19 protein-coding genes are annotated in these 19,309 nt (G+C 42.2%); 8 read left to right on the forward strand and 11 right to left on the reverse strand.

Annotation, left to right across the window (positions count from 1 at the left end):
- A complete protein-coding gene (locus RHO15_03530; protein WVD64595.1) occupies positions 1 to 1,146 on the forward strand; it encodes an ABC transporter permease in 1,146 nt (381 codons plus the stop codon).
- A 3-nt stretch (positions 1,147 to 1,149) separates the two neighbouring features.
- The gene (locus RHO15_03535; GenBank protein ID WVD64596.1) at positions 1,150 to 1,359 is read left to right on the forward strand and encodes a YaeP family protein; all 210 of its coding nucleotides are present in this window, start codon (positions 1,150 to 1,152) and stop codon (positions 1,357 to 1,359) included.
- A 145-nt stretch (positions 1,360 to 1,504) separates the two neighbouring features.
- On the opposite strand, the gene RHO15_03540 is transcribed toward RHO15_03535, so the two are convergent.
- The 3 genes from RHO15_03540 to trmA form a co-directional block, all read right to left on the reverse strand.
- The gene (locus tag RHO15_03540; GenBank protein ID WVD64597.1) at positions 1,505 to 2,944 is read right to left on the reverse strand and encodes a heavy metal sensor histidine kinase; all 1,440 of its coding nucleotides are present in this window, start codon (positions 2,942 to 2,944) and stop codon (positions 1,505 to 1,507) included.
- The gene (locus RHO15_03545) at positions 2,934 to 3,617 is read right to left on the reverse strand and encodes a heavy metal response regulator transcription factor (GenBank protein WVD64598.1); all 684 of its coding nucleotides are present in this window, start codon (positions 3,615 to 3,617) and stop codon (positions 2,934 to 2,936) included. The genes RHO15_03540 and RHO15_03545 overlap by 11 nt, the downstream gene beginning before the upstream one ends.
- Before the next feature lie 251 nt (positions 3,618 to 3,868).
- Complete coding sequence (trmA, locus tag RHO15_03550; GenBank protein ID WVD64599.1) at positions 3,869 to 4,966, reverse strand: tRNA (uridine(54)-C5)-methyltransferase TrmA; 1,098 nt, start codon at positions 4,964 to 4,966, stop codon at positions 3,869 to 3,871.
- Positions 4,967 to 5,104: 138 nt separating this feature from the next.
- On the opposite strand from trmA, the gene RHO15_03555 reads away from it, so the two are divergent.
- Both RHO15_03555 and RHO15_03560 read left to right on the forward strand, forming a co-directional pair.
- A complete protein-coding gene (locus RHO15_03555; GenBank protein ID WVD64600.1) occupies positions 5,105 to 5,500 on the forward strand; it encodes a nitrous oxide-stimulated promoter family protein in 396 nt (131 codons plus the stop codon).
- Positions 5,497 to 6,327: a shikimate 5-dehydrogenase gene (locus RHO15_03560; GenBank protein WVD64601.1), complete on the forward strand. Its 831-nt coding sequence runs from the start codon at positions 5,497 to 5,499 to the stop codon at positions 6,325 to 6,327. The genes RHO15_03555 and RHO15_03560 overlap by 4 nt, the downstream gene beginning before the upstream one ends.
- Positions 6,328 to 6,453: 126 nt before the next feature.
- Here RHO15_03560 and mltC read toward each other — a convergent pair whose 3' ends face one another.
- From mltC to purM, 7 genes are all read right to left on the reverse strand, one after another.
- Complete coding sequence (gene mltC, locus RHO15_03565) at positions 6,454 to 7,515, reverse strand: membrane-bound lytic murein transglycosylase MltC (GenBank protein WVD64602.1); 1,062 nt, start codon at positions 7,513 to 7,515, stop codon at positions 6,454 to 6,456.
- A 34-nt stretch (positions 7,516 to 7,549) separates the two neighbouring features.
- The gene (locus RHO15_03570; GenBank protein ID WVD64603.1) at positions 7,550 to 7,825 is read right to left on the reverse strand and encodes an oxidative damage protection protein; all 276 of its coding nucleotides are present in this window, start codon (positions 7,823 to 7,825) and stop codon (positions 7,550 to 7,552) included.
- Positions 7,826 to 7,946: 121 nt separating this feature from the next.
- Positions 7,947 to 9,011 carry an A/G-specific adenine glycosylase gene (mutY, locus tag RHO15_03575; GenBank protein WVD64604.1) on the reverse strand — a complete coding sequence of 355 codons (1,065 nt, stop codon included), beginning with the start codon at positions 9,009 to 9,011 and terminating at the stop codon, positions 7,947 to 7,949.
- A gap of 7 nt (positions 9,012 to 9,018) precedes the next feature.
- Complete coding sequence (gene pheA, locus RHO15_03580; GenBank protein WVD64605.1) at positions 9,019 to 10,170, reverse strand: bifunctional chorismate mutase/prephenate dehydratase; 1,152 nt, start codon at positions 10,168 to 10,170, stop codon at positions 9,019 to 9,021.
- 91 nt (positions 10,171 to 10,261) lie between these two features.
- The gene (gene raiA, locus RHO15_03585) at positions 10,262 to 10,585 is read right to left on the reverse strand and encodes a ribosome-associated translation inhibitor RaiA (protein WVD64606.1); all 324 of its coding nucleotides are present in this window, start codon (positions 10,583 to 10,585) and stop codon (positions 10,262 to 10,264) included.
- A gap of 183 nt (positions 10,586 to 10,768) precedes the next feature.
- Entirely contained in the window at positions 10,769 to 11,410 is a 642-nt protein-coding gene (purN, locus tag RHO15_03590) for a phosphoribosylglycinamide formyltransferase (protein WVD64607.1), read from the reverse strand.
- A gap of 76 nt (positions 11,411 to 11,486) precedes the next feature.
- Positions 11,487 to 12,524: a phosphoribosylformylglycinamidine cyclo-ligase gene (purM, locus tag RHO15_03595; protein ID WVD64608.1), complete on the reverse strand. Its 1,038-nt coding sequence runs from the start codon at positions 12,522 to 12,524 to the stop codon at positions 11,487 to 11,489.
- 267 nt (positions 12,525 to 12,791) lie between these two features.
- On the opposite strand from purM, the gene rpsO reads away from it, so the two are divergent.
- The 4 genes from rpsO to RHO15_03615 all read left to right on the forward strand — a co-directional run bounded on the left by rpsO (position 12,792) and on the right by RHO15_03615 (position 19,092).
- Entirely contained in the window at positions 12,792 to 13,061 is a 270-nt protein-coding gene (rpsO, locus tag RHO15_03600) for a 30S ribosomal protein S15 (GenBank protein WVD64609.1), read from the forward strand.
- 467 nt (positions 13,062 to 13,528) lie between these two features.
- Complete coding sequence (gene pnp / locus RHO15_03605; protein WVD64610.1) at positions 13,529 to 15,652, forward strand: polyribonucleotide nucleotidyltransferase; 2,124 nt, start codon at positions 13,529 to 13,531, stop codon at positions 15,650 to 15,652.
- Positions 15,653 to 15,996: 344 nt separating this feature from the next.
- Positions 15,997 to 16,869, forward strand: a complete 873-nt coding sequence (gene nlpI / locus RHO15_03610) for a lipoprotein NlpI (GenBank protein ID WVD64611.1) — start codon at positions 15,997 to 15,999, stop codon at positions 16,867 to 16,869.
- Between the two features lie 369 nt (positions 16,870 to 17,238).
- Positions 17,239 to 19,092 carry a DEAD/DEAH family ATP-dependent RNA helicase gene (locus RHO15_03615; protein ID WVD64612.1) on the forward strand — a complete coding sequence of 618 codons (1,854 nt, stop codon included), beginning with the start codon at positions 17,239 to 17,241 and terminating at the stop codon, positions 19,090 to 19,092.
- Here RHO15_03615 and RHO15_03620 read toward each other — a convergent pair.
- Positions 19,089 to 19,265: a hypothetical protein gene (locus tag RHO15_03620; GenBank protein ID WVD64613.1), complete on the reverse strand. Its 177-nt coding sequence runs from the start codon at positions 19,263 to 19,265 to the stop codon at positions 19,089 to 19,091. The two genes, RHO15_03615 and RHO15_03620, sit on opposite strands and share 4 nt — an antisense overlap.
- Positions 19,266 to 19,309 lie beyond the last annotated feature (44 nt).

A 19,309-nucleotide genomic window follows, 5' to 3' on the forward strand; every position in this document is an offset into this window, starting at 1 on the left:
ATGCGTAATAATCATATATTGATTGTCATTATGCGAATCTGGACACTGATTTGCAAAGAGCTACTGCTATTGCTAAGAGATAAGCAGACGCGGATTGTCTTAATTATGCCGGTTTTAGTGCAAGTTACCATTTTTCCTTTTGCCGCGACCCTCAATGTCTCTAACGCGACGCTGGCTATCTATGATCAAGATCATGGTCAGCCGGCGCAGGAGCTGATTGCCCGGTTAGCGCAAGCCGAGCCTTTTTCCCGCTTAGATTTTGTTGATTCACGCAGCGCCTTACAGTCATCGATTGATAATCAGACCGCGCTGCTGGCGGTCATTTTGCCGGCCAATTTCTCCCAGCAGCTGCTTAGTCCATCACCGGCTGATCAAACCTCGGCAGTGCAGCTCGTGTTAGATGGCCGTCACTCAAACAGCGCTCAGCTGGCCGCCAATTATGTACAGCAAATTATTGCCCAGTATCGGCAAGCGCTAGTTTGCCAGCAAACGCAGCAGTGTCAATCGACCCAGCTGGTGGTGAGAAACTGGTTTAATCCTAATTTAGATTACAAGTGGTTTGTATTACCGTCACTGGTGGCACTGATTACCACCATTGGCGTGTTAGTGGTGACCGCTTTATCGATAGCGCGCGAGCGTGAGCAGGGCACCTTTGAGCAGTTGTTGGTCTCACCCTTAAGCACCTGGCAGATTTTTATTGGCAAAGCGATACCGGCATTAGTGATTGCAATGGTTCAGGGATCGATTATTCTGCTGGTGGGGATCTTCTTTTTTCAGATTGTTTTTCAAGGCTCACTGCTGCTGTATTACTTCTGCATGCTGATCTATGGGTGTTCGTTGGTTGGGTTTGGGTTATTAATTTCCGCACTTTGCTCTACACAGCAACAAGCCTTTATCGGTATCATTGTGTTTATGGTGCCGGCCATTTTACTGTCTGGCTATATTTCACCGGTTGAGAACATGCCGGAAATTTTGCGATATATCACTTGGGTCAATCCAGTGAGACATTTTACTGAGCTGACTAAACAGATCTATCTAAAAGGAGGCTCGTTGCCGATGGTGTGGCAGAGTCTCTACCCGTTATTGGTGATTACCGTGTTTACCATTAGTCTGGCATACCTCTTTTTTAAAAAACGTATAGGATAAGATATGAATAAGCTTCATCCCTTAATTAAACAGCGTTATGCTGAAATTGGTAGTAATGAGCTTGGCTATATGCCCAATGTGCTCGACTGTGTGTTACAAAGTCTCGATACCATTGTGCGTGATGAGCGGGTGCCAGAAGAGCTGCGTGAACGAGCGGCGTTTGCGGCAGCCAATTTACTGATCAGTGATTATAGTAGCGATTTAACTGCCTAAAGGAGACTGACCCATGTCAGGCGCTCAGTTTTAATCATGAGAGAAGGCAGCATTGGCGGCCTTTTTTAGGCGCTGATGAACCCTGTTTAGGCTCGGCGAGAACTCATGATTTTGGAATAAGTGCCTTGCTAATATTAAATATGCGTTACGTTTTACTGAGTGAGAGCCGTTCGCGTTTTTTAATTGGTAAGGTGACGATAAAGCGGGTTGAGATATCGTCAGATTCAGCATGAATCTGGCCCTTTAAGGTTTCAATAATCGATTTTACAATGGCCAGACCAATACCGGCTCCTTCACCATTACGCTGCCGTGATTTATCCACACGATAGAAACGATCAAAGAGTTTGGGCAGATGCTTCGGCTCTATCTTTTTACCCGGATTACTAATCGTAAACTGGACCCATTTTTTATCGACCTCTTTTAAAGTGACATGAATGGTCTGTTCTGAGGGAGTATAGCGGATAGCATTGGAAATCAGATTGCTAATGGCGCGATTGAGCATTAAACGATCGCCTTCGATTGGGGGCACCTCACCTGCCAGTTTAAAGGCAATATTCTTATCTTCAATCAAGGGCTCAAAGTAGTCAAAGATAAAATGGAAGGTGTCTAGCAGATCAATCTCAACTAGTTCTGGCGTTAATAATTTATTATCGGCTTGTGCAAGGAAGAGCATATCAGAGATCATTTTTGAGAGCTTCTCATACTCTTCCAGATTAGAGTACAGAATTTCCCGATACTCATCGGTGGTGCGCGCATTGCTGAGGGCTATCTGGGTTTGGGTCGCCAAATTGGTGATGGGGGTTCTGATCTCATGGGCAATATCCGCGGTAAAATTGCGTTGCCGCTGAAAGACATCTTCAATCCGCGCTAACATATCATTAAAAGCCTGAATAATACCGATAAATTTGACCGGCACGACATCCAGAGGAATACGGTAGCTTAAATGTTTAGAGGTGACGCTTTCAATGCGTTTAATCAGACGTGAAATCGGTCTTTGGGTCAGATAAATAGCAATCAGGGTCCAAATAAATGAGATCATCCCGGTAATCATAATTAAGGTGGTCAGACCTTCTCGCAAGCGGTAAATATATTGGAGTTGCTGCTCTTGTCCAACCGCCGTGATAATGCTGTATTGATTGCCATTGGGCGAGTTAAAATTAGCAATCGCGATACGATAGAAGCGTCTGTTTTCATCCCAAATGGCGGTTTTGCGGGTGCTGGCTAAAAAATTAAACTGTGAAGTCTGCTGAATAATGGCTAAATTTGGACCGGGTGTATTTAAGATCACATTGCCATGCTGATCTTCGATATAGACAAATAAACGGTAGTGACTGGATAAGATCAGTGACATATTTTGTTCGATTTTATTCAACTCTTTTGGGCTACTTGGCTGCCTGACAGTTAGCTCGCTTTCTAATGAACTAATCACCGCATTGAGTTCAGAAATACTCTGGTTAATGGCATATCGTTCAAACGAGCGTTCAATAAAGTAGCTGAGAATAAACAGTAAAATTGAGGTGACGCTACACACTAAAATCGCCAGTCGAAAAGACGAAAACAGCGTATATTTTACATTAGTTTTCATCCACGATATCCAATTTGTAACCCATACCACGCACTGTATGGATCAGCTTGGGTTCAAAATTTGCATCGACTTTATTACGTAAACGGCGAATGGCCACATCAATCACATTCGTGTCACTATCAAAATTCATATCCCAAACCTGAGAAGCAATCAGCGACCTTGGCAAGACCTCTTTAGGGTGACGCAGAAAATATTCCAGCAGTAAAAACTCTTTATTGGTTAAATCAATGCGTTTATCGGCGCGTGTGACGGTGCGTTTAGGGAGATCCATGACTAAGTTAGCCATGCTCAACTGATTTTGGTAAATTTGCGGGCTGTTACGTCGCAATAGTGACTTAATTCGTGCCAGTAATTCAGCAAAAGAGAAGGGTTTAACCATATAGTCATCGGCACCCAGATTCAGGCCTTTCACCTTATCTTCGATGCTGCCCATGGCCGATAACAGTAAAATTTGTGACTCTTTTTTTGCCTCTCTTAAGGATTGTAATATTTTCCAACCACTAATATCCGGTAACATAATATCAAGGACAATCAGATCATACTCTTCTGTCATGGCTTTATGGTAACCATCTAAACCGTTATGGGTCAGATCCACTATATAGCCAGATTCGACCAGACCTTGCCTTAGGTATTCACCTGTCTTCTGTTCATCCTCGACAACTAATAGTTTCATGACTGCTCCGGTTTTAGCAATTGATTTCAACATCAGCATAGAACATCACGACCAAACTGAAGATGACAAATAAATGACAAAATTGTCATATACATGTCATGTTTGCGTTCGAATTGGACTGTTAGTATAGCACCTGAATCAACTACATAGTTTTCTAGTTAGTTTTCTAGTTAGTTTTTTCATTGTTTTATTTCCTTTCATCCATTCCTTGCATTTTGCACCCCAGCTTTTTTAGCTGGGGATTTTTTTATCTAAATTTTGTTCAGCACCACCGCGCTTTCCATATGTTCAGTATAAGGGAATTGATCAAACATTGCCAGATGTGAAATACGATGAGTTTGGCTTAAGGTTTGCATATTTTCCTTTAATGTCATTGGGTTACATGAAATATAGAGTATCTTTGGATATTGGCTAATCATGGCCAAGGTCTCAGCATCAAGTCCTGCTCGAGGCGGATCGACTAACACGGTTTGACATTGATAAGCCGAGAGATCGACACCTTTTAAACGGTTAAAACTGCGTTCGCCCCGGATCGCCTGGGTAAACTCTTCGGCTGACATGCGTAAAATCGTCACATTTTCAATCCGGTTGACCGCGATATTATATTGGGCTGATTCGACTGACGATTTTGATATTTCGGTAGCGAGTACTTGTTTGAAGTTACGTGCCAGTGCCAGTGAAAAATTACCATTACCACAATAGAGCTCTAACAGGTCACCTTGGGCATCTTGGGTGACCGATAATGCCCACTCTAACATTTTGATATTTATCGCTGCATTTGGCTGAGTAAAACTATTTTCCACCTGACGGTAAATAATCGGCTGCTGATTGACCACTAAAGTCTCTTCGATATAGTCATGTTCAAATGCCCTTTTTTGTTTAGTGGCTCGGCCAACGATCTCGACCGCGATGCCTTGACGGCTAAAATAGGCTTTGAGTGGATCAATGTGCGCAGCCCAATGATCATCGAGTTTTTTATGATAGAGCAGGCTGATGAGGAGCTGTCCACTGAGCGTAGATAAATAATCGACTTGAAACAGTTTATGGCGCAGTATCTTAATCGGTTTGATATAGGCTAACAGCAGAGTCATCGCTTGATTGATTAATTGAGAGGCGACCGGAAATTCAGTGATTTTTATGCGTTGTTTGGTTTGGCTATCAAACATAATATGATAGAGGTCATCTCCCTCATGCCAGATACGAAATTCAGCCCGCATTCGGTAATGGCTAATCGGAGACGCGAAGGCTTGTACTGGTGGCGGGGCAAATTCTGCCATCAGCGTGGTTAATCTATTGATTTTAGCGGTAAATTGGCTTTGATAAGCGGTTTGGGAAAATTCAATTGTCATAAAAGTTAGCAAGTTTAAGTAGCGTGAATGATAAAATCGTATTAAGTTATCTATTTTATGTAAAATAGCCATAAAATCAAATCACTGATTTTATCACGCGGCATTAATCAACAAATCGTTAGCATAAAGAGTAAAAAAATGGTCAGGCAGAATAGTGGACGTAGGATTCGTGAAGAAAAACAGGCAGTCGGCTATATGATAGCGCTGTATTGTCAGCGTCATCACCAACCCCGACATTCACGAAGCACACTTACCCAAAACGGACTTCCCCAAAATAGATGTCCCGAAAACAAACAGACTCTTTGTGAGCACTGTCAGGATTTATATGACTACGCGATGCAGCGTTTAACGCTCTGCCGTTTTGGTGAAGATAAGCCAACTTGTGCACACTGCCCGAAACACTGTTATCGAAAAGATTATCAACGGCACATTAGACAAGTGATGCGTTTTGCAGGGCCGCGGATGATATTTTATCATCCGCTGATTGCGATTCGCCATTTAATCCAACATCTGCAAAGTAGGAGAACCAGATGAAAAAAGCGATCAATCGAGATACTCAACTCTGTATCTCAATATCCGCCCGCCCGAGCAATTTTGGTACCCGTTTTCATAATTATCTCTATGATCATTTAGACCTTGATTATATCTATAAAGCCTTTGCGATCAAAGATGTGGCCGGTGCGATTGCCGGGATTCGTGCGCTAGGTATTCGTGGCAGTGCCGTCTCTATGCCATTTAAAGAGGCGTGTATCGAGTGGCTCGATGAACTAGATGTTTCCGCCAAATCGATTATGTCGGTCAATACGATTGTTAATACGCAAGGTTATCTAAAGGCTTATAATACCGACTATATTGCGGTTGCGCATTTATTACAAAATCCGGCGATGAATCATGATATCCCCTTTGTCTTAAAAGGCAGCGGCGGTATGGCCAAAGCGGTGCTGGGCGCACTGGCCGATAGTGGTTTTAAACATGGTATTATTTTGGCCCGTAATCAGGAGAGGGGGCAGGCACTGGCCACGCACTATCACTACCGATATGTTACCGATGAGCAGGATTTGCAACCCGCAGACCTGGGTATGCTGATTAACGTAACGCCGGTAGGGATGGCGGGCGGCCTAGAAGTCAATGATTTGGCATTCCCTGCTGAGTTAATTGCTCAGGCGCAGGTGATTTTTGATGTGGTAGCACTACCCGTTGAAACGCCGATGATTAAGCTGGCGCGTTCATTGGGCAAGACCGTGATTAGCGGCGCGGACGTCGGGGTGATTCAGGCGGTCGAACAGTTTGTGTTATATACCGGCATACGTCCATCAGCCGATTTAATTCAGCAAGCAGCTGATTTTGCTCGACAAGTTTAACCGATGACGTCTGATGAAGTGTCGCCATACACGCTAATGTTATGCTGATAAGGATGAGATGGCGTGGTGTGTGTGATGATCAGGCTAAACGATAGGATGCCGTTTAGCCTGTCAATTGGGATAGCGCTATTTACCCATAATATTGGTAACTTTAATCAGATAATTGCGCGACTCTGCCGACGCGTGATCTGAGGTTAATTTTTGATAAACCTGTTCTGGCGAGAGACGGTTTATCTCATCAACCGCTTTACTTCGGTCTTTAGAGAAGGTCATCAGTACGCTACCTGCGCCGCCATTGTAGGAGGTTATCATCGCATATTTCATCGAGATGGGGTTGCGGATACCGACTAAATAGCGGTCGCGAATCATTGCCAGATAGGCTGATCCCATATCAATATTATTCTTGGGTTCGAGTAAGAAAGAGCGTGATGGCTCGCCACTTTTTCCCCATGCACTATAGAGATCACGCCCGGCAGTATGCTGCTGGACTTGCATTAAACCTAAGGCATCAGAACGACTCACTGCAAATGGATTGTAGTTAGACTCGACTTTCATAATCGCTAAAATTAGCGCTTCATCTAAGCGGTAATTCTGCGCCGCGGTTTTAACCAATGGTAAAAATTTGTGGGCGCGCTCATCAACGTGGTTGGCCACCAGATTAATCGTTACATAAGCGATCTGTTTACCACCCGATTGGCGAGTTTTGAGTTGATTGGCTAACAGGTAATCGGCAAAACGATTGGCTCGCCATGGCCAGCGAATCGCTTCGCCCATGTTATCGACCACCTGCTTATAAAGAAAAGGTTCTTGTGTGGAATCATGTATCGCCTGACTATTTAACAGATCGACTGGCTCAGCCAGTAACAGCGTTGAGGTGATGGCGGCATAGAGTGCCGGTTTTGCGTCGGTTTCAAGTGTTTCAATCGTGATAACACCAGACACAAAATTGATATGAACGCGCGTCTGTAAGTCTTCACTATATTGAACATAATCTTTCGGACCGGCGATCAGCACCTCTTTCGACCCCCAAATATCTTGAATATTATCTGAGATTTGATTAATCAAAATATTTAAGGCATTGGTATCTTTCGTATAGACCGGCTGGGATTTTTTGGGCGTGGGCGAACTTGAACACGCCGATAAAATCAGCGCCGCAATCGTCATGGCAATCAGTTGTTTATTTGGCATAATGTTATGACTAATTTAGGTAGATTAAATCGATTTATTTCGCTTTTTCAGGGGTGTAGCCATTAATTTCGATGTCTTGCCCTTCAAACAGAAATTTAATCATCTCAGCTTCAAGCTGTTTACGATGCGCTGGATTCATCATGTTCAATTTATGTTCATTAATCAGCATCGTCTGTTTGCTCAGCCACTCAGCCCAAGCCTGTTTAGATATCTCATTATAAATGCGTTTACCCAATTCGCCCGGATAGAGCTGAAAATCAAGCCCCTCTGCTTCTTTATTTAAAAAATGACAAAATATAACTCTGTTCATAACCATCCTTTTCGCTCAATATGATATTTGATGATAATAGGAAAATTATCATCCGTTGTCTATGTAAAGATAGCGTTATTTCATAGGGAAAGCGTTCTTTTACGCTGATGCCATCTCCAGATTAGTGAACCAGCGACATTTTGGCGACCACCTCCAATAAGTTTTTCACTGGCGTTGCCAGACCTATTTTGGCTGGATGATGCAGATCATACCAACAGCCATTGCCCGGTAATGTGGGGGGCTTTTCGGTATCAATTACCCCATAAATAGGCACGATATCCAGATGAAAATGGGTGAAGGTATGGCGAAAACAGATCAGTTGCTGACGATGATGCAGACTGATCTGCGCAGTTTTAAGATAGTCATCGAGCTCCGTTAAGCTGGCAAATTGTGGAAAACAGTATAAGCCACCCCAAATACCCTGCGTAGGTCGCTGCGCTAACCAGACCGATGATTGATTCGCTAATATCAGAAAATAAGCAGTTTTTTCTGGGATAGTCTGTTTGGGTTTTTTGGTTGGATAGTCGGCCCAACGTTGTTGTTGGTTGGCCAGACAATGCTGCGCTACCGGACAGAGGTTACATTTCGGTTTGGTGCGGGTACAGATCATCGCGCCAATATCCATCATCGCTTGATTAAATTGTGCCACACGTTTGGCGGGCGTAACCGATTCACTCAGTTGCCAAAGCTGGTTTTCGACCGTTTTTATACCCGGCCAACCTGAAACTGCAAAATAGCGGGCTAGTACCCGTTTTACATTGCCATCTAAAATAGCGAAATGTTGATTTTGTGAGAGCGATAAAATCGCCCCGGCGGTTGAGCGGCCAACACCCGGTAAGTCAATAACCTGGGCAAATTGGGTGGGAAACTCACCGTGATACTGCTGAGCAATTTTTTGAGCAGCCTGATAGAGATTGCGCGCCCTTGCATAGTAACCGAGTCCAGTCCACAGGTGAAGGACATCATCGATATTGGCATTCGCCAGATCGCTGACTGTTGGAAAGTGTTCAGTAAATCGCTGAAAATAGGGGATGACTGTAGCAACTTGAGTTTGCTGTAACATGACCTCAGAGAGCCAGACATGATAGGCACTTTTTTCTATTTGCCAGGGCAGCGTTTTACGACCAAATTGATCGTACCAGTGAAGAACGGCATCAGAAAATGATGCCTGAATTGGTGGTGTCATGGGTGATTTATATCATCGGTAATAGAGAAACACTCGGATAGCAACCGAGTACTTTTAAAAATAGCGTGATCGCTGAAAGCTCTTTTAGCGCCGCTTGCATATCGACAGAGGAGAGATTACCTTGTAAATCGACATAGAACATCTCTTCCCACGGATTGCCATGAATCGGTCTGGATTCGAGTTTAGTCATGGCAATATTATGTTTGCGCAGAATCAATAATGCATCGACCAGCGCCCCTGACTGTTGTCCGGTTTTCATTAAAATCGTGGTTTTGGCCGGAATTTGGCGGGAAACATCGATAGGTTTTCTGGCAAGCACAATAAAGCGGGTAATATTCTCTTTTTGATCGGCAAAATTATGTGCCAGTACTTTTAAACCATATAGCTCGCCACCGGCTTTATTGCCCATGGCGGCAACATTGGGTTGATTAATGTTTGCGACCATTTCCATGGCTGATGAGGTGCTATCGCAGTAGATAATTTTCCAATGCGTATATTTTGCCAGAAATTGCGTGCACTGCTGGAACGGTTGTGGATGACTATAGACAGTATCGATGTGACTTAAGTCGGTATCCCCGGCGGCTAAAATGCAGTGGTCGATAGGGAGGGCCAGTTCACCAATAATATGCAAATTGGTTTTTTGTAGCAAGTCATAGACTTCATTAATTGATCCCGAACTGCTGTTTTCGACTGGCACGATACTATAGTCGACCAAACCGTCCTCAGCTTGCTGAAAAATCTCGGCAAAACTACGGCAACCACATTCGATCAATTGATCAAAATGCATATCAGCATAACGTCGGGTGGCTAAATGAGAGTAGGAGCCTCTCGGCCCTAAAAAGGCAAACTTAGCCGTTTTTTGGGTATTGGCATTGAGATGTTTTTGCAACATTTTTTGCTGCGTTAATACGCCATCTTCAATAATAATTTGGTAGAGGCGGGTAATATAAAGCTCATCAAGATGATACTTTTTGCCCTCACACAGTAACATATTGAGCAGTTGATGCTCGTGTTCGGTATCCCTAACCGGTAAATTGGCGGCAATTTTAGTCTGAATGATGTCGATGGCAAGATGGTTTCTTTCGGCTAATAACTTTAATAGCGATTTGTCTAATTCATCCATACTGTCTGTGAGTTTTTTTAATTGCATTGTCGTCATAATGAGTGATATCTAAAAACAGATTTGACTAAAATTATCGCATAAGATAAAGGCACTATACAGTGCCTTTGCAGATTATATTGAGAAATATTTATTCTGTGGCAAGATTTTTGATACTTTCATAAGCACGGCGTGCTTCTGCTTTATGTTGTGATTTATTCAGTTGTCTTTCCAGTTTACTAATTAATTCATTGATAGCGACATACATGTCATCATGTTTGGCGGAGGCGACTAAAGTTGCCCCTTTGGTTGTGATGGTCGCATCAATAATAAAACCATCAGGTTCTTTTGATAAAATAAGATGAGGATTAATGAGTTCGGCGCGCCATTTATCTAATTTAGTGAATTTCTCCTCTAAATAGCTTCTAATTGCAGGAGTGATATCCATTTGTTTACTGGTGATATTTAAACTCATAATTGATCTCCTTTTTTAGAATAACAACCGCTAATCAGTGGTTGACTTAATGACTACATTGGCAAAATATGTTTCCGTCGTCAATCATTAGTTTCCCAGTATTTTAACAAAAAATGTGCTTTTTTTAGTAAAGGTGTATCAGTGAGTCAACCTGATCTTTTTATGCCGATAATCTGGCGTTAATTAATCATCACTTGAGAATCCCAGCTCAGGCAGCAGCTGATCATCCAGATAAGCTTTATCTTGTCTCATTTGCAGTCTGCCATCAATAAACCATTTTATGACTAACGGATAGATCAGATGTTCTTGTGTCACGACTCGCTGGGCGATATCCACAACTTCATCTTCTGGGAAAATAGGCACTTTAGCTTGTAAAATGATCGGCCCGCCATCAAGCTGCTCGGTGACAAAATGAACCGTGGTACCATGTACGCTATCTTTGGCATCGATGGCGCGTTGATGGGTATTTAAGCCTGGATACTTAGGCAATAAAGAGGGATGGATATTGAGCATCTTTCCCGCATAATGTTCAACAAACGAGGCGGTTAAAATCCGCATATAGCCAGCAAGCACAATAAGATCCGGCTGATACTGATCGATAATATTAGCGACGGCAACATCAAACTGTTCACGCGTCGCATAAGTATGATGATCGATCACATGGGTTGGGATATGGGCTAACTGGGCTCTTTCTAATGCATAAACCCCGGGTTTATTACTCACTACCGCGGCAATTTGGGCCGCTATTTTACCGTTTTGACAAGCGTCAATAATGGCTTGCAAATTTGAGCCGTTACCTGAAACCAGCACAACTATTTTTTTCATCATAATCCTATCGCGTTTAATTTATCGCTTATCATCGATAAAATAGGGCCGTGATTTAAACAGCCAATTGACGTCGCTATTTTATCACTACCGTTTCCTGACTACTGGTGGCTTTTATCTGGCCTAATAACCAAGCGTGTTCACCTTGGCTATTTAAAAAGTCGATAGCGGCCTCAGCTTGGTTTGCCGGTAAAACAATGATCATACCGACGCCACAGTTAAATGTGCGGTACATTTCATGACGGCTAACATTGCCGGCTGTTTGTAACCACTGAAAGACAGCCGGCCATTGCCAACTTGATTCATCGATGATGGCTTGGGTATTTTCGGGTAATACACGCGGAATATTTTCCCAAAAGCCGCCTCCGGTTATATGGGCAATGGCATGAGGATGGCATGTCTCAAGCAGAGCGAGGATAGATTTAACATAAATTTTGGTTGGGGCTAACAGGTGATCTGCTAACGGTCTGTTTTCCAGCTGAGTGTTGAGCGGATCGGTTTGGCTAACGGCTAAAATTTTACGCACCAGCGAGTAACCATTTGAGTGGGGACCACTGGAGGCTAACGCCACAATCACATCGCCGTCTTGAACTTGAGAACCATCGATGATCTCATCTTTTTCAACCACGCCGACACAAAAACCAGCGATATCGTAGTCACCACCATGATACATGCCGGGCATCTCTGCGGTTTCACCACCGACCAGCGCACAACCTGACTGTTTACATCCTTCGGCAATCCCGGTCACAACGCGTGTGGCAATGTCGACATCGAGCTTGGCTGTTGCATAATAATCTAAAAAGAAAAGTGGCTCGGCGCCTTGGACAATCAGGTCATTGACGCACATGGCCACTAAGTCGATACCGATTGCATCATGACGACTCAGATCCATGGCTAAACGTAATTTTGTGCCAACGCCATCGGTGCCGGAAACTAAGATGGGTTGTTGGTATTTTTGCGGGATAGCACATAACGCACCAAATCCCCCCAAACCGCCGATCACTTCAGGGCGACGAGTCTCTTTTACCACATGTTTGATGCGATTCACTAATTCATTGCCGGCATCAATATCAACACCCGCGTCTTTATAGCTTAAAGATTGTTTGTCAGACACAGCAAAACCCTCGAGTTTTATTATGTAAGGTGAAATGTGTCTGTTATCTTAGCAGCGTTAAGTTATTATGGCGATAGCCCTTTTCAAGAGAATTCAATATTTTACGTTTCAGGGGGAAAGGGGCGGATATTCGCTGTCAATATAGGGCATAATCTCCGATTGCAATTTACGATAGATACGCTATAATCAGCGCCTATTTCGTGGAAATGGCTGAGTTAGAGATCGGCGTTTCTTTATTTTTATTATTTAGATGTTTTAGGAGTTATTATGTCTCTAAGCGCTGAAGCTAAAGCTGCAATCGTTGCTGAATATGGTCGCGATGCAAAAGATACCGGTTCAACTGAAGTTCAAGTTGCCCTATTAACTGCGCAAATCAACCATTTACAAGGTCATTTTGCTGAACATAAAAAAGACCATCATAGCCGTCGTGGTTTATTACGTATGGTATCTAGCCGTCGTAAATTACTTGATTACCTAAAAGGTAGTGATGTTGAGCGTTATTCTCAACTTATCCAACGTTTAGGTTTACGTCGTTAATTTCGACGGTCTATCGATAAAAAAGAGGCTAAGGCCTCTTTTTTATTATGTACAAAACAGTCCGCAAAATATCATTCGTATTAACATCAAATCCATCGTTAAGATAGCAAACTTACGCCTTTGATGACTATTGTCTATGTATTAAGACGCTGTTTTATTCGATAAAACGGGTGTTCTCCACCGTAATAGTCTCTGGATGGGATGTTTGTGTAGCATATACCCAAACGATAATTCAGCACGCCCTATCTCTTGCTTAGGCTGACCGATGAATTTAATTTTTAAAGCGTTTTATTGCGTCTGTTTTTGATGTATAATTTAGCCTGATTTTTTGCAACATCCGCTTCATGTTTTACGCGCGGCTAATGAGAGCTTTATTCTGATTGAGATCAATGAGGATAGATTTGTCATTAGTCGTGAGTATGGAGCCGGTCTTTATTATTTTATTTAAACATTAAGAGGAACTTACTTTGTTTAATCCGACTATTCAAAAATTTCAATATGGTCAACATACGGTAACATTAGAAACCGGTATTATGGCGAGACAAGCCACGGCTGCCGTTATGGTGAGCATGGATGATACCGCGGTATTTGTGACTGTTGTGGCCAATAAAAAAGTCAAAGAAGGTCAGGACTTTTTTCCATTAACGGTCAATTATCAAGAACGTACTTATGCAGCAGGTCGAATTCCTGGTGGCTTCTTTAAACGAGAAGGCCGTCCAAGTGAGGGTGAGACCTTAACTGCACGTCTTATCGACCGTCCTTTGCGTCCACTCTTCCCAGAAGGTTTTGTGAATGAAATTCAGATCATTGCCACTGTGGTTTCAGTTAATCCTGAAATTAGCCCAGATATCGTGGCATTGATTGGTGCTTCTGCGGCATTATCACTGTCAGGATTACCGTTCAATGGTCCTATCGGTGCTGCGCGCGTTGGTTTTATTGATGATAAATTCATTCTGAACCCAACCACCAGTGAATTAGCAACGAGCCGCTTAGATTTAGTGGTTGCGGGTACGAAAAACGCGGTATTAATGGTTGAATCTGAAGCTGATTTACTGACTGAAGAGCAAATGTTAAGTGCGGTTGTCTTTGGCCATGATCAGCAACAAGTGGTTATCGACAATATCAATGAATTTGTCGCTAAAGCGGGCAATGCCAAATGGGATTGGCAGCCACCTGTAAAAAATGAGACGCTTTATCAAGCGGTTGCTCAACTTGCTCAGGCGCGTTTGGGCGAAGCTTATCGTATTACTGAGAAACAAGCGCGTTATGCGCAAATCGATACGATTAAAGATGACGTTTTAGCCACATTAAAAGCACAGAATGAAGAGTTAGAAGAGAACGAAGTTTTAAATATTATTATCGATTTAGAGAGTAAAATTGTTCGTCATCGTGTCATTGCCGGTGAACCTCGTATTGATGGTCGCGAAAAAGATATGATTCGTGCGCTTGATATCCGTACTGGCGTATTGCCGCGTACCCATGGTTCATCACTCTTTACCCGTGGTGAAACTCAAGCCTTAGTCACAGCAACATTAGGGACTGAGCGTGATGCACAAACGATTGATAATTTAACCGGTGAATATACCGATCGTTTCTTACTTCATTATAACTTCCCTCCGTACTCTGTGGGTGAAACCGGTATGGTTGGCTCACCAAAACGTCGTGAAATTGGTCATGGTCGTTTAGCGAAACGAGGCGTCGCAGCAGTCATGCCTTCAACCGATGAGTTTCCCTATACCGTTCGTGTTGTGTCTGAAATTACGGAGTCAAATGGTTCATCTTCAATGGCATCAGTCTGTGGTGCTTCGTTAGCGCTTATGGATGCGGGTGTGCCGATTAAAGCCTCTGTTGCTGGTATTGCGATGGGACTTGTTAAAGAGGGTGATGATTTTGTTGTGCTTTCAGATATCTTAGGTGATGAAGATCATTTAGGTGATATGGACTTTAAAGTTGCCGGTACGAGTACAGGCGTTAGTGCTTTACAGATGGATATCAAAATCGAAGGTATCACCAAAGAGATTATGCAGGTTGCTTTAAATCAGGCGAAAGGCGCTCGTTTACATATTTTAGGTGTTATGGAACAAGCGATTAACACGCCGCGTAAAGAGATCTCTGAGTTTGCACCACGCATTTATACGATTAATATCAATCCAGATAAGATTCGTGATGTTATCGGTAAAGGCGGTGCAACTATTCGCGCTTTAACTGAGGAAACAGGGACGACCATTGAAATTGAAGATGACGGTACCATTAAAATTGCTGCATCAGATGGTGAGAAGGCACAACGTGCAATTCAACGTATTAATGAAATTACGGCTGAGATTGAAGTGGGTACTGTCTATGCGGGTAAAGTGGTGCGTATTGTTGATTTTGGTGCTTTTGTTGCCATCGGTGGTGGCAAAGAGGGGCTTGTTCATGTCTCTCAAATTGCTGATCATCGTGTTGAGAAGGTCTCTGATTATTTACAAGTTGGTCAAGAAGTTCAAGTTAAAGTACTTGAAATCGATCGACAAGGACGTATTCGTTTAAGTATGAAAGAAGCACAGGAAAAAGCACCTGAAGCAGCGGTAAGTAGTGAAACTGCTGAGTAATTGCTAATATTATCGACAAGTAAGATAGTTTTTTTTGCACTAAATGATAAATAAAATAGTTCATTTAGCGATAGCATGGTAAACTATCTTCACTTGTCTGTATTTAGTCTATCTGAAAATATCATCTCTCGTCGATTTTGTCGGCCTATCGGGATATAACTGATAATCAATAATAGCAAAAAGTGAATAATTAACGTCGTTTTGCTATCAAAAATAGCTAAGAATAACTATTGATCATGATATATTTTTTCAGATTCAGTGAATAGTGGATTGAAAAACGATATATCGTTCATATATTCAGTAAAGCGCATAGGATTTGGGAGCGGATGATGAGGATAAACACAATGAGAGTGCTATTAGTGATAATAGCTGCGTTATGTTTAACGGATTGTCAGTCATCCAGCCATTCAGCTCTCCCTGTTTTGGCGATACCAGAACAAATTAGTTATGATAACGAACTTGAATTAGCGCAAATCAGTAACCAGCTTAGTCAGTCTAAACTTGATGAGCTGACGCGTATAAAACTACTGTATCGTCGCGGCACATTATATGATTCGTTAGGTTTTCATACGTTTGCACGTAGTGATTTCATGACTATTTTAGCCATGGTGCCAACGATACCTGGGGTTTATAATTATCTGGGTGTTATCGCTGCCGGTCAGGATGATGCTGATTCGGCTTTATTAGCTTTTAATACCGTCATCGAGTTAGATCCACATGATGACTTTGTTCGACTCAATCGAGCAATTTTACTCTATAACATGAAACGTTTTGATGCAGCCAGAGAAGATGCATTGGCATTTTATCAGCAGGCGCCGCGCGACGCTTTTCGAATATTGTGGCTCTACCTTATAGAGTCTGCGGTTGACGAAAATCAGGCAAAAATATCTTTACAGCAGCGTTATGATGCCATTTCAGATCATAGTGCTTTTAGTGACAATATTGTTGCGTTTTATCTAAAACGCATCAATGAACAGGATTTAATTCAAAAAGCGCAAGCGGCTAGTTCAAATAATCTTGAACTGGCTCAGCGTCTTTGTGAAGTCTATTTTTATTTAGGTAAATACTATCTAAATAAAGGTGACGAAAAACGTGCTGAAGTGATGTTTAAATATGCATTATCAAGTAATATTTATAATTTTATTGAACATCAACAAGCATTATTTGAACTTAATTTACTGACAGAAAATAAAGTAAAATTAGGTTCTATCAATTAATTCTAATTGGAATTAATTTTGGGTCATGCCAGTTTTTAAAAAGTGAAAATAGATCTTATAGCAAGTTCTTTTTATAACTAGTGTTAGTTTCCATTATGTGAAACAAGACAAAAGCATAAAACAGTAATAATTTTATTGTTGGATTGTGTGCAAAATGATGAAAAACTTAAATAATATCTGATATTGACGATATTTTATATCCTAATCGATGCATCAAGCAGATTAGCGAACGATAGGTTAGTTTTGTATGATGAAGTTTTATATTATACTGCACATGCTGGTTATTAGTGGGGTTAGTTGTAAATTTTTCAGTTTAGTAAGCTGGCGTCTATCTGTTTTTACACGATAAACACTTATAAGCGAGTTTACATGACAAACGAAGTCTCTTTTGTTGATCTCGGTCTTCCCGAGGAAATCCTTAATTCATTAAATGATCTTGGTTTTACCAAGCCATCACCTATTCAAGCGCAATGTATCCCATTACTACTCAATGGCGATGATGTATTGGGTATGGCGCAAACCGGTAGTGGTAAAACTGCGGCATTTTCTTTACCTTTTTTAGCAACCATGGACGCGAATTTAAAAGCCCCGCAGCTTTTAGTGTTAGCGCCAACTCGAGAACTTGCGATTCAAGTTGCAGATGCCTGTACTGAGTTCTCTAAATATATGAAAGGTATTAAAGTATTAGCCCTTTACGGTGGTCAGCGTTATGACGTTCAATTACGTGCGTTAAAACAGGGTCCACAAATTGTTGTTGGTACACCAGGTCGATTACTTGATCATCTTAATCGTAAAACATTAGATCTCTCTTCATTAAAAGGCCTTGTGCTTGATGAAGCGGATGAGATGTTACGTATGGGCTTTATTGATGATGTAGAAAGCATTATGAATGCGATTCCTGAAGATCATCAAACGGCCTTATTCTCGGCGACGATGCCAGCACCAATCCGTCGTATTACTAAACGTTTCATGAGTAATCCGAAAGAAGTACAAATTAAAGCAACTAACCAAACTGCACCGGATATTAGCCAGAGCTACTGGACTGTGCGTGGTTTACGTAAAAATGATGCGTTGATTCGTTTTCTTGAAGCAGAGGATTTTGATGCCGCGATTATTTTCGTTAGAACTAAAACGGCAACACTTGATATTGCAGAAGTGTTAGAGAAAAATGGCTATAACTGTGCGGCTTTGAATGGCGATATGACACAAGCACTACGTGAGCAAACGTTAGATCGTTTACGTGATGGTCGTTTAGATATTCTGATTGCAACCGATGTCGCGGCGCGAGGCTTAGATGTCGAACGTATCAGTTTAGTGGTTAACTATGATATTCCACTTGATTCAGAATCTTATGTTCACCGTATTGGTCGTACGGGCCGTGCGGGCCGTGCAGGTCGCGCATTACTGTTTGTTGATAATCGTGAGCGCCGTTTACTGCGTAATATTGAACAAATTATCAAAAAACCGATTCCAGAAGTTGAGCTACCATCAAAAACTTTACTGGAAGAGCGCCGTATTGCTCGTTTTTCAGCGAAAATAAAACAGCAGCTAGAAAGTAAAAATCTGGATGTCTATCGTGATATTTTAACTAAATTGCAACAGGAAGCTGAGACCGATTTAGAAACGTTGGCGACTGCACTATTGAAGATGGCTCAAGGTGAACGCTTACTGATTTTACCTGCAGATCCAGTCTTTAAACCAAGTCGTGACTATGACCGTCCACAGCGTGATGATCGCCGTGACCGTCGCGGTGATAGAGGTGGTGAGCGTCGGGATCGTTTCGATCGTGAACCTGAGAAACGTCGCGAACGTCGCGATGTGGGTGAAATGGATACCTACCGTATAGAAATCGGTCGTAATGATGGTATCGAAGTTCGTCACATTGTTGGTGCAATTGCCAATGAAGGTGATATCAGTAGTCGTTACATTGGTCATATCCGTTTAAATGATGATCACTCAACGGTTGAGCTGCCAAAAGGGATGCCGACTGATTTACTGAGTCATTTTTCGAAAGTGCGTGTGTTAAACATGCCAATGAATATGACAATGTTAACGGATAGTAACCAAAGCAGTGGTGGCAATGATCGTCCATTCCGTGAAAAACGAAGTGGGAGTAAAGGTGGTGACCGTCGCAGCAGCGAGAGTTCCGCGCCAAGAAAAAGAAGTCCACGTTCCGGCGATGGCAAAAGTAGTTCAGGCCGCAAACCAGGCTCATCATATTAATTGATGATCTCAACACCACCCATCTGGGTGGTGTTTTTTTTTTGCCCTAACATCGTCTTTCTTATCGCTTTATTTCCGTCTGGTATGCTGATTTTGGCGGATTTGCCTTTAATATTCAAAAATAAAATCGTCCATTTATCTAGCCTACGATTTAAATATTCAATATAAATCATACAATTAATCTCTTTTTTATTTTTTCCACTTTGGTCTGGAAAAA

Source organism: Orbaceae bacterium lpD01, assembly GCA_036251705.1.
In the GTDB taxonomy this organism is placed as follows: Bacteria; Pseudomonadota; Gammaproteobacteria; order Enterobacterales; family Orbaceae; genus Utexia; species Utexia brackfieldae.

Coding starts and splice junctions, on each gene's coding strand:
- RHO15_03530 (WVD64595.1), top strand. CDS start 1: ATGCGTAATAATCATATATTGATTGTCATTATGCGAATCTGGACACTG.
- RHO15_03535 (WVD64596.1), top strand. CDS start 1,150: ATGAATAAGCTTCATCCCTTAATTAAACAGCGTTATGCTGAAATTGGT.
- RHO15_03540 (WVD64597.1), bottom strand. CDS start 2,944: ATGAAAACTAATGTAAAATATACGCTGTTTTCGTCTTTTCGACTGGCG.
- RHO15_03545 (WVD64598.1), bottom strand. CDS start 3,617: ATGAAACTATTAGTTGTCGAGGATGAACAGAAGACAGGTGAATACCTA.
- trmA (WVD64599.1), bottom strand. CDS start 4,966: ATGACAATTGAATTTTCCCAAACCGCTTATCAAAGCCAATTTACCGCT.
- RHO15_03555 (WVD64600.1), top strand. CDS start 5,105: ATGGTCAGGCAGAATAGTGGACGTAGGATTCGTGAAGAAAAACAGGCA.
- RHO15_03560 (WVD64601.1), top strand. CDS start 5,497: ATGAAAAAAGCGATCAATCGAGATACTCAACTCTGTATCTCAATATCC.
- mltC (WVD64602.1), bottom strand. CDS start 7,515: ATGCCAAATAAACAACTGATTGCCATGACGATTGCGGCGCTGATTTTA.
- RHO15_03570 (WVD64603.1), bottom strand. CDS start 7,825: ATGAACAGAGTTATATTTTGTCATTTTTTAAATAAAGAAGCAGAGGGG.
- mutY (WVD64604.1), bottom strand. CDS start 9,011: ATGACACCACCAATTCAGGCATCATTTTCTGATGCCGTTCTTCACTGG.
- pheA (WVD64605.1), bottom strand. CDS start 10,170: ATGACGACAATGCAATTAAAAAAACTCACAGACAGTATGGATGAATTA.
- raiA (WVD64606.1), bottom strand. CDS start 10,585: ATGAGTTTAAATATCACCAGTAAACAAATGGATATCACTCCTGCAATT.
- purN (WVD64607.1), bottom strand. CDS start 11,410: ATGAAAAAAATAGTTGTGCTGGTTTCAGGTAACGGCTCAAATTTGCAA.
- rpsO (WVD64609.1), top strand. CDS start 12,792: ATGTCTCTAAGCGCTGAAGCTAAAGCTGCAATCGTTGCTGAATATGGT.
- nlpI (WVD64611.1), top strand. CDS start 15,997: ATGAGAGTGCTATTAGTGATAATAGCTGCGTTATGTTTAACGGATTGT.
- RHO15_03615 (WVD64612.1), top strand. CDS start 17,239: ATGACAAACGAAGTCTCTTTTGTTGATCTCGGTCTTCCCGAGGAAATC.
- RHO15_03620 (WVD64613.1), bottom strand. CDS start 19,265: ATGATTTATATTGAATATTTAAATCGTAGGCTAGATAAATGGACGATT.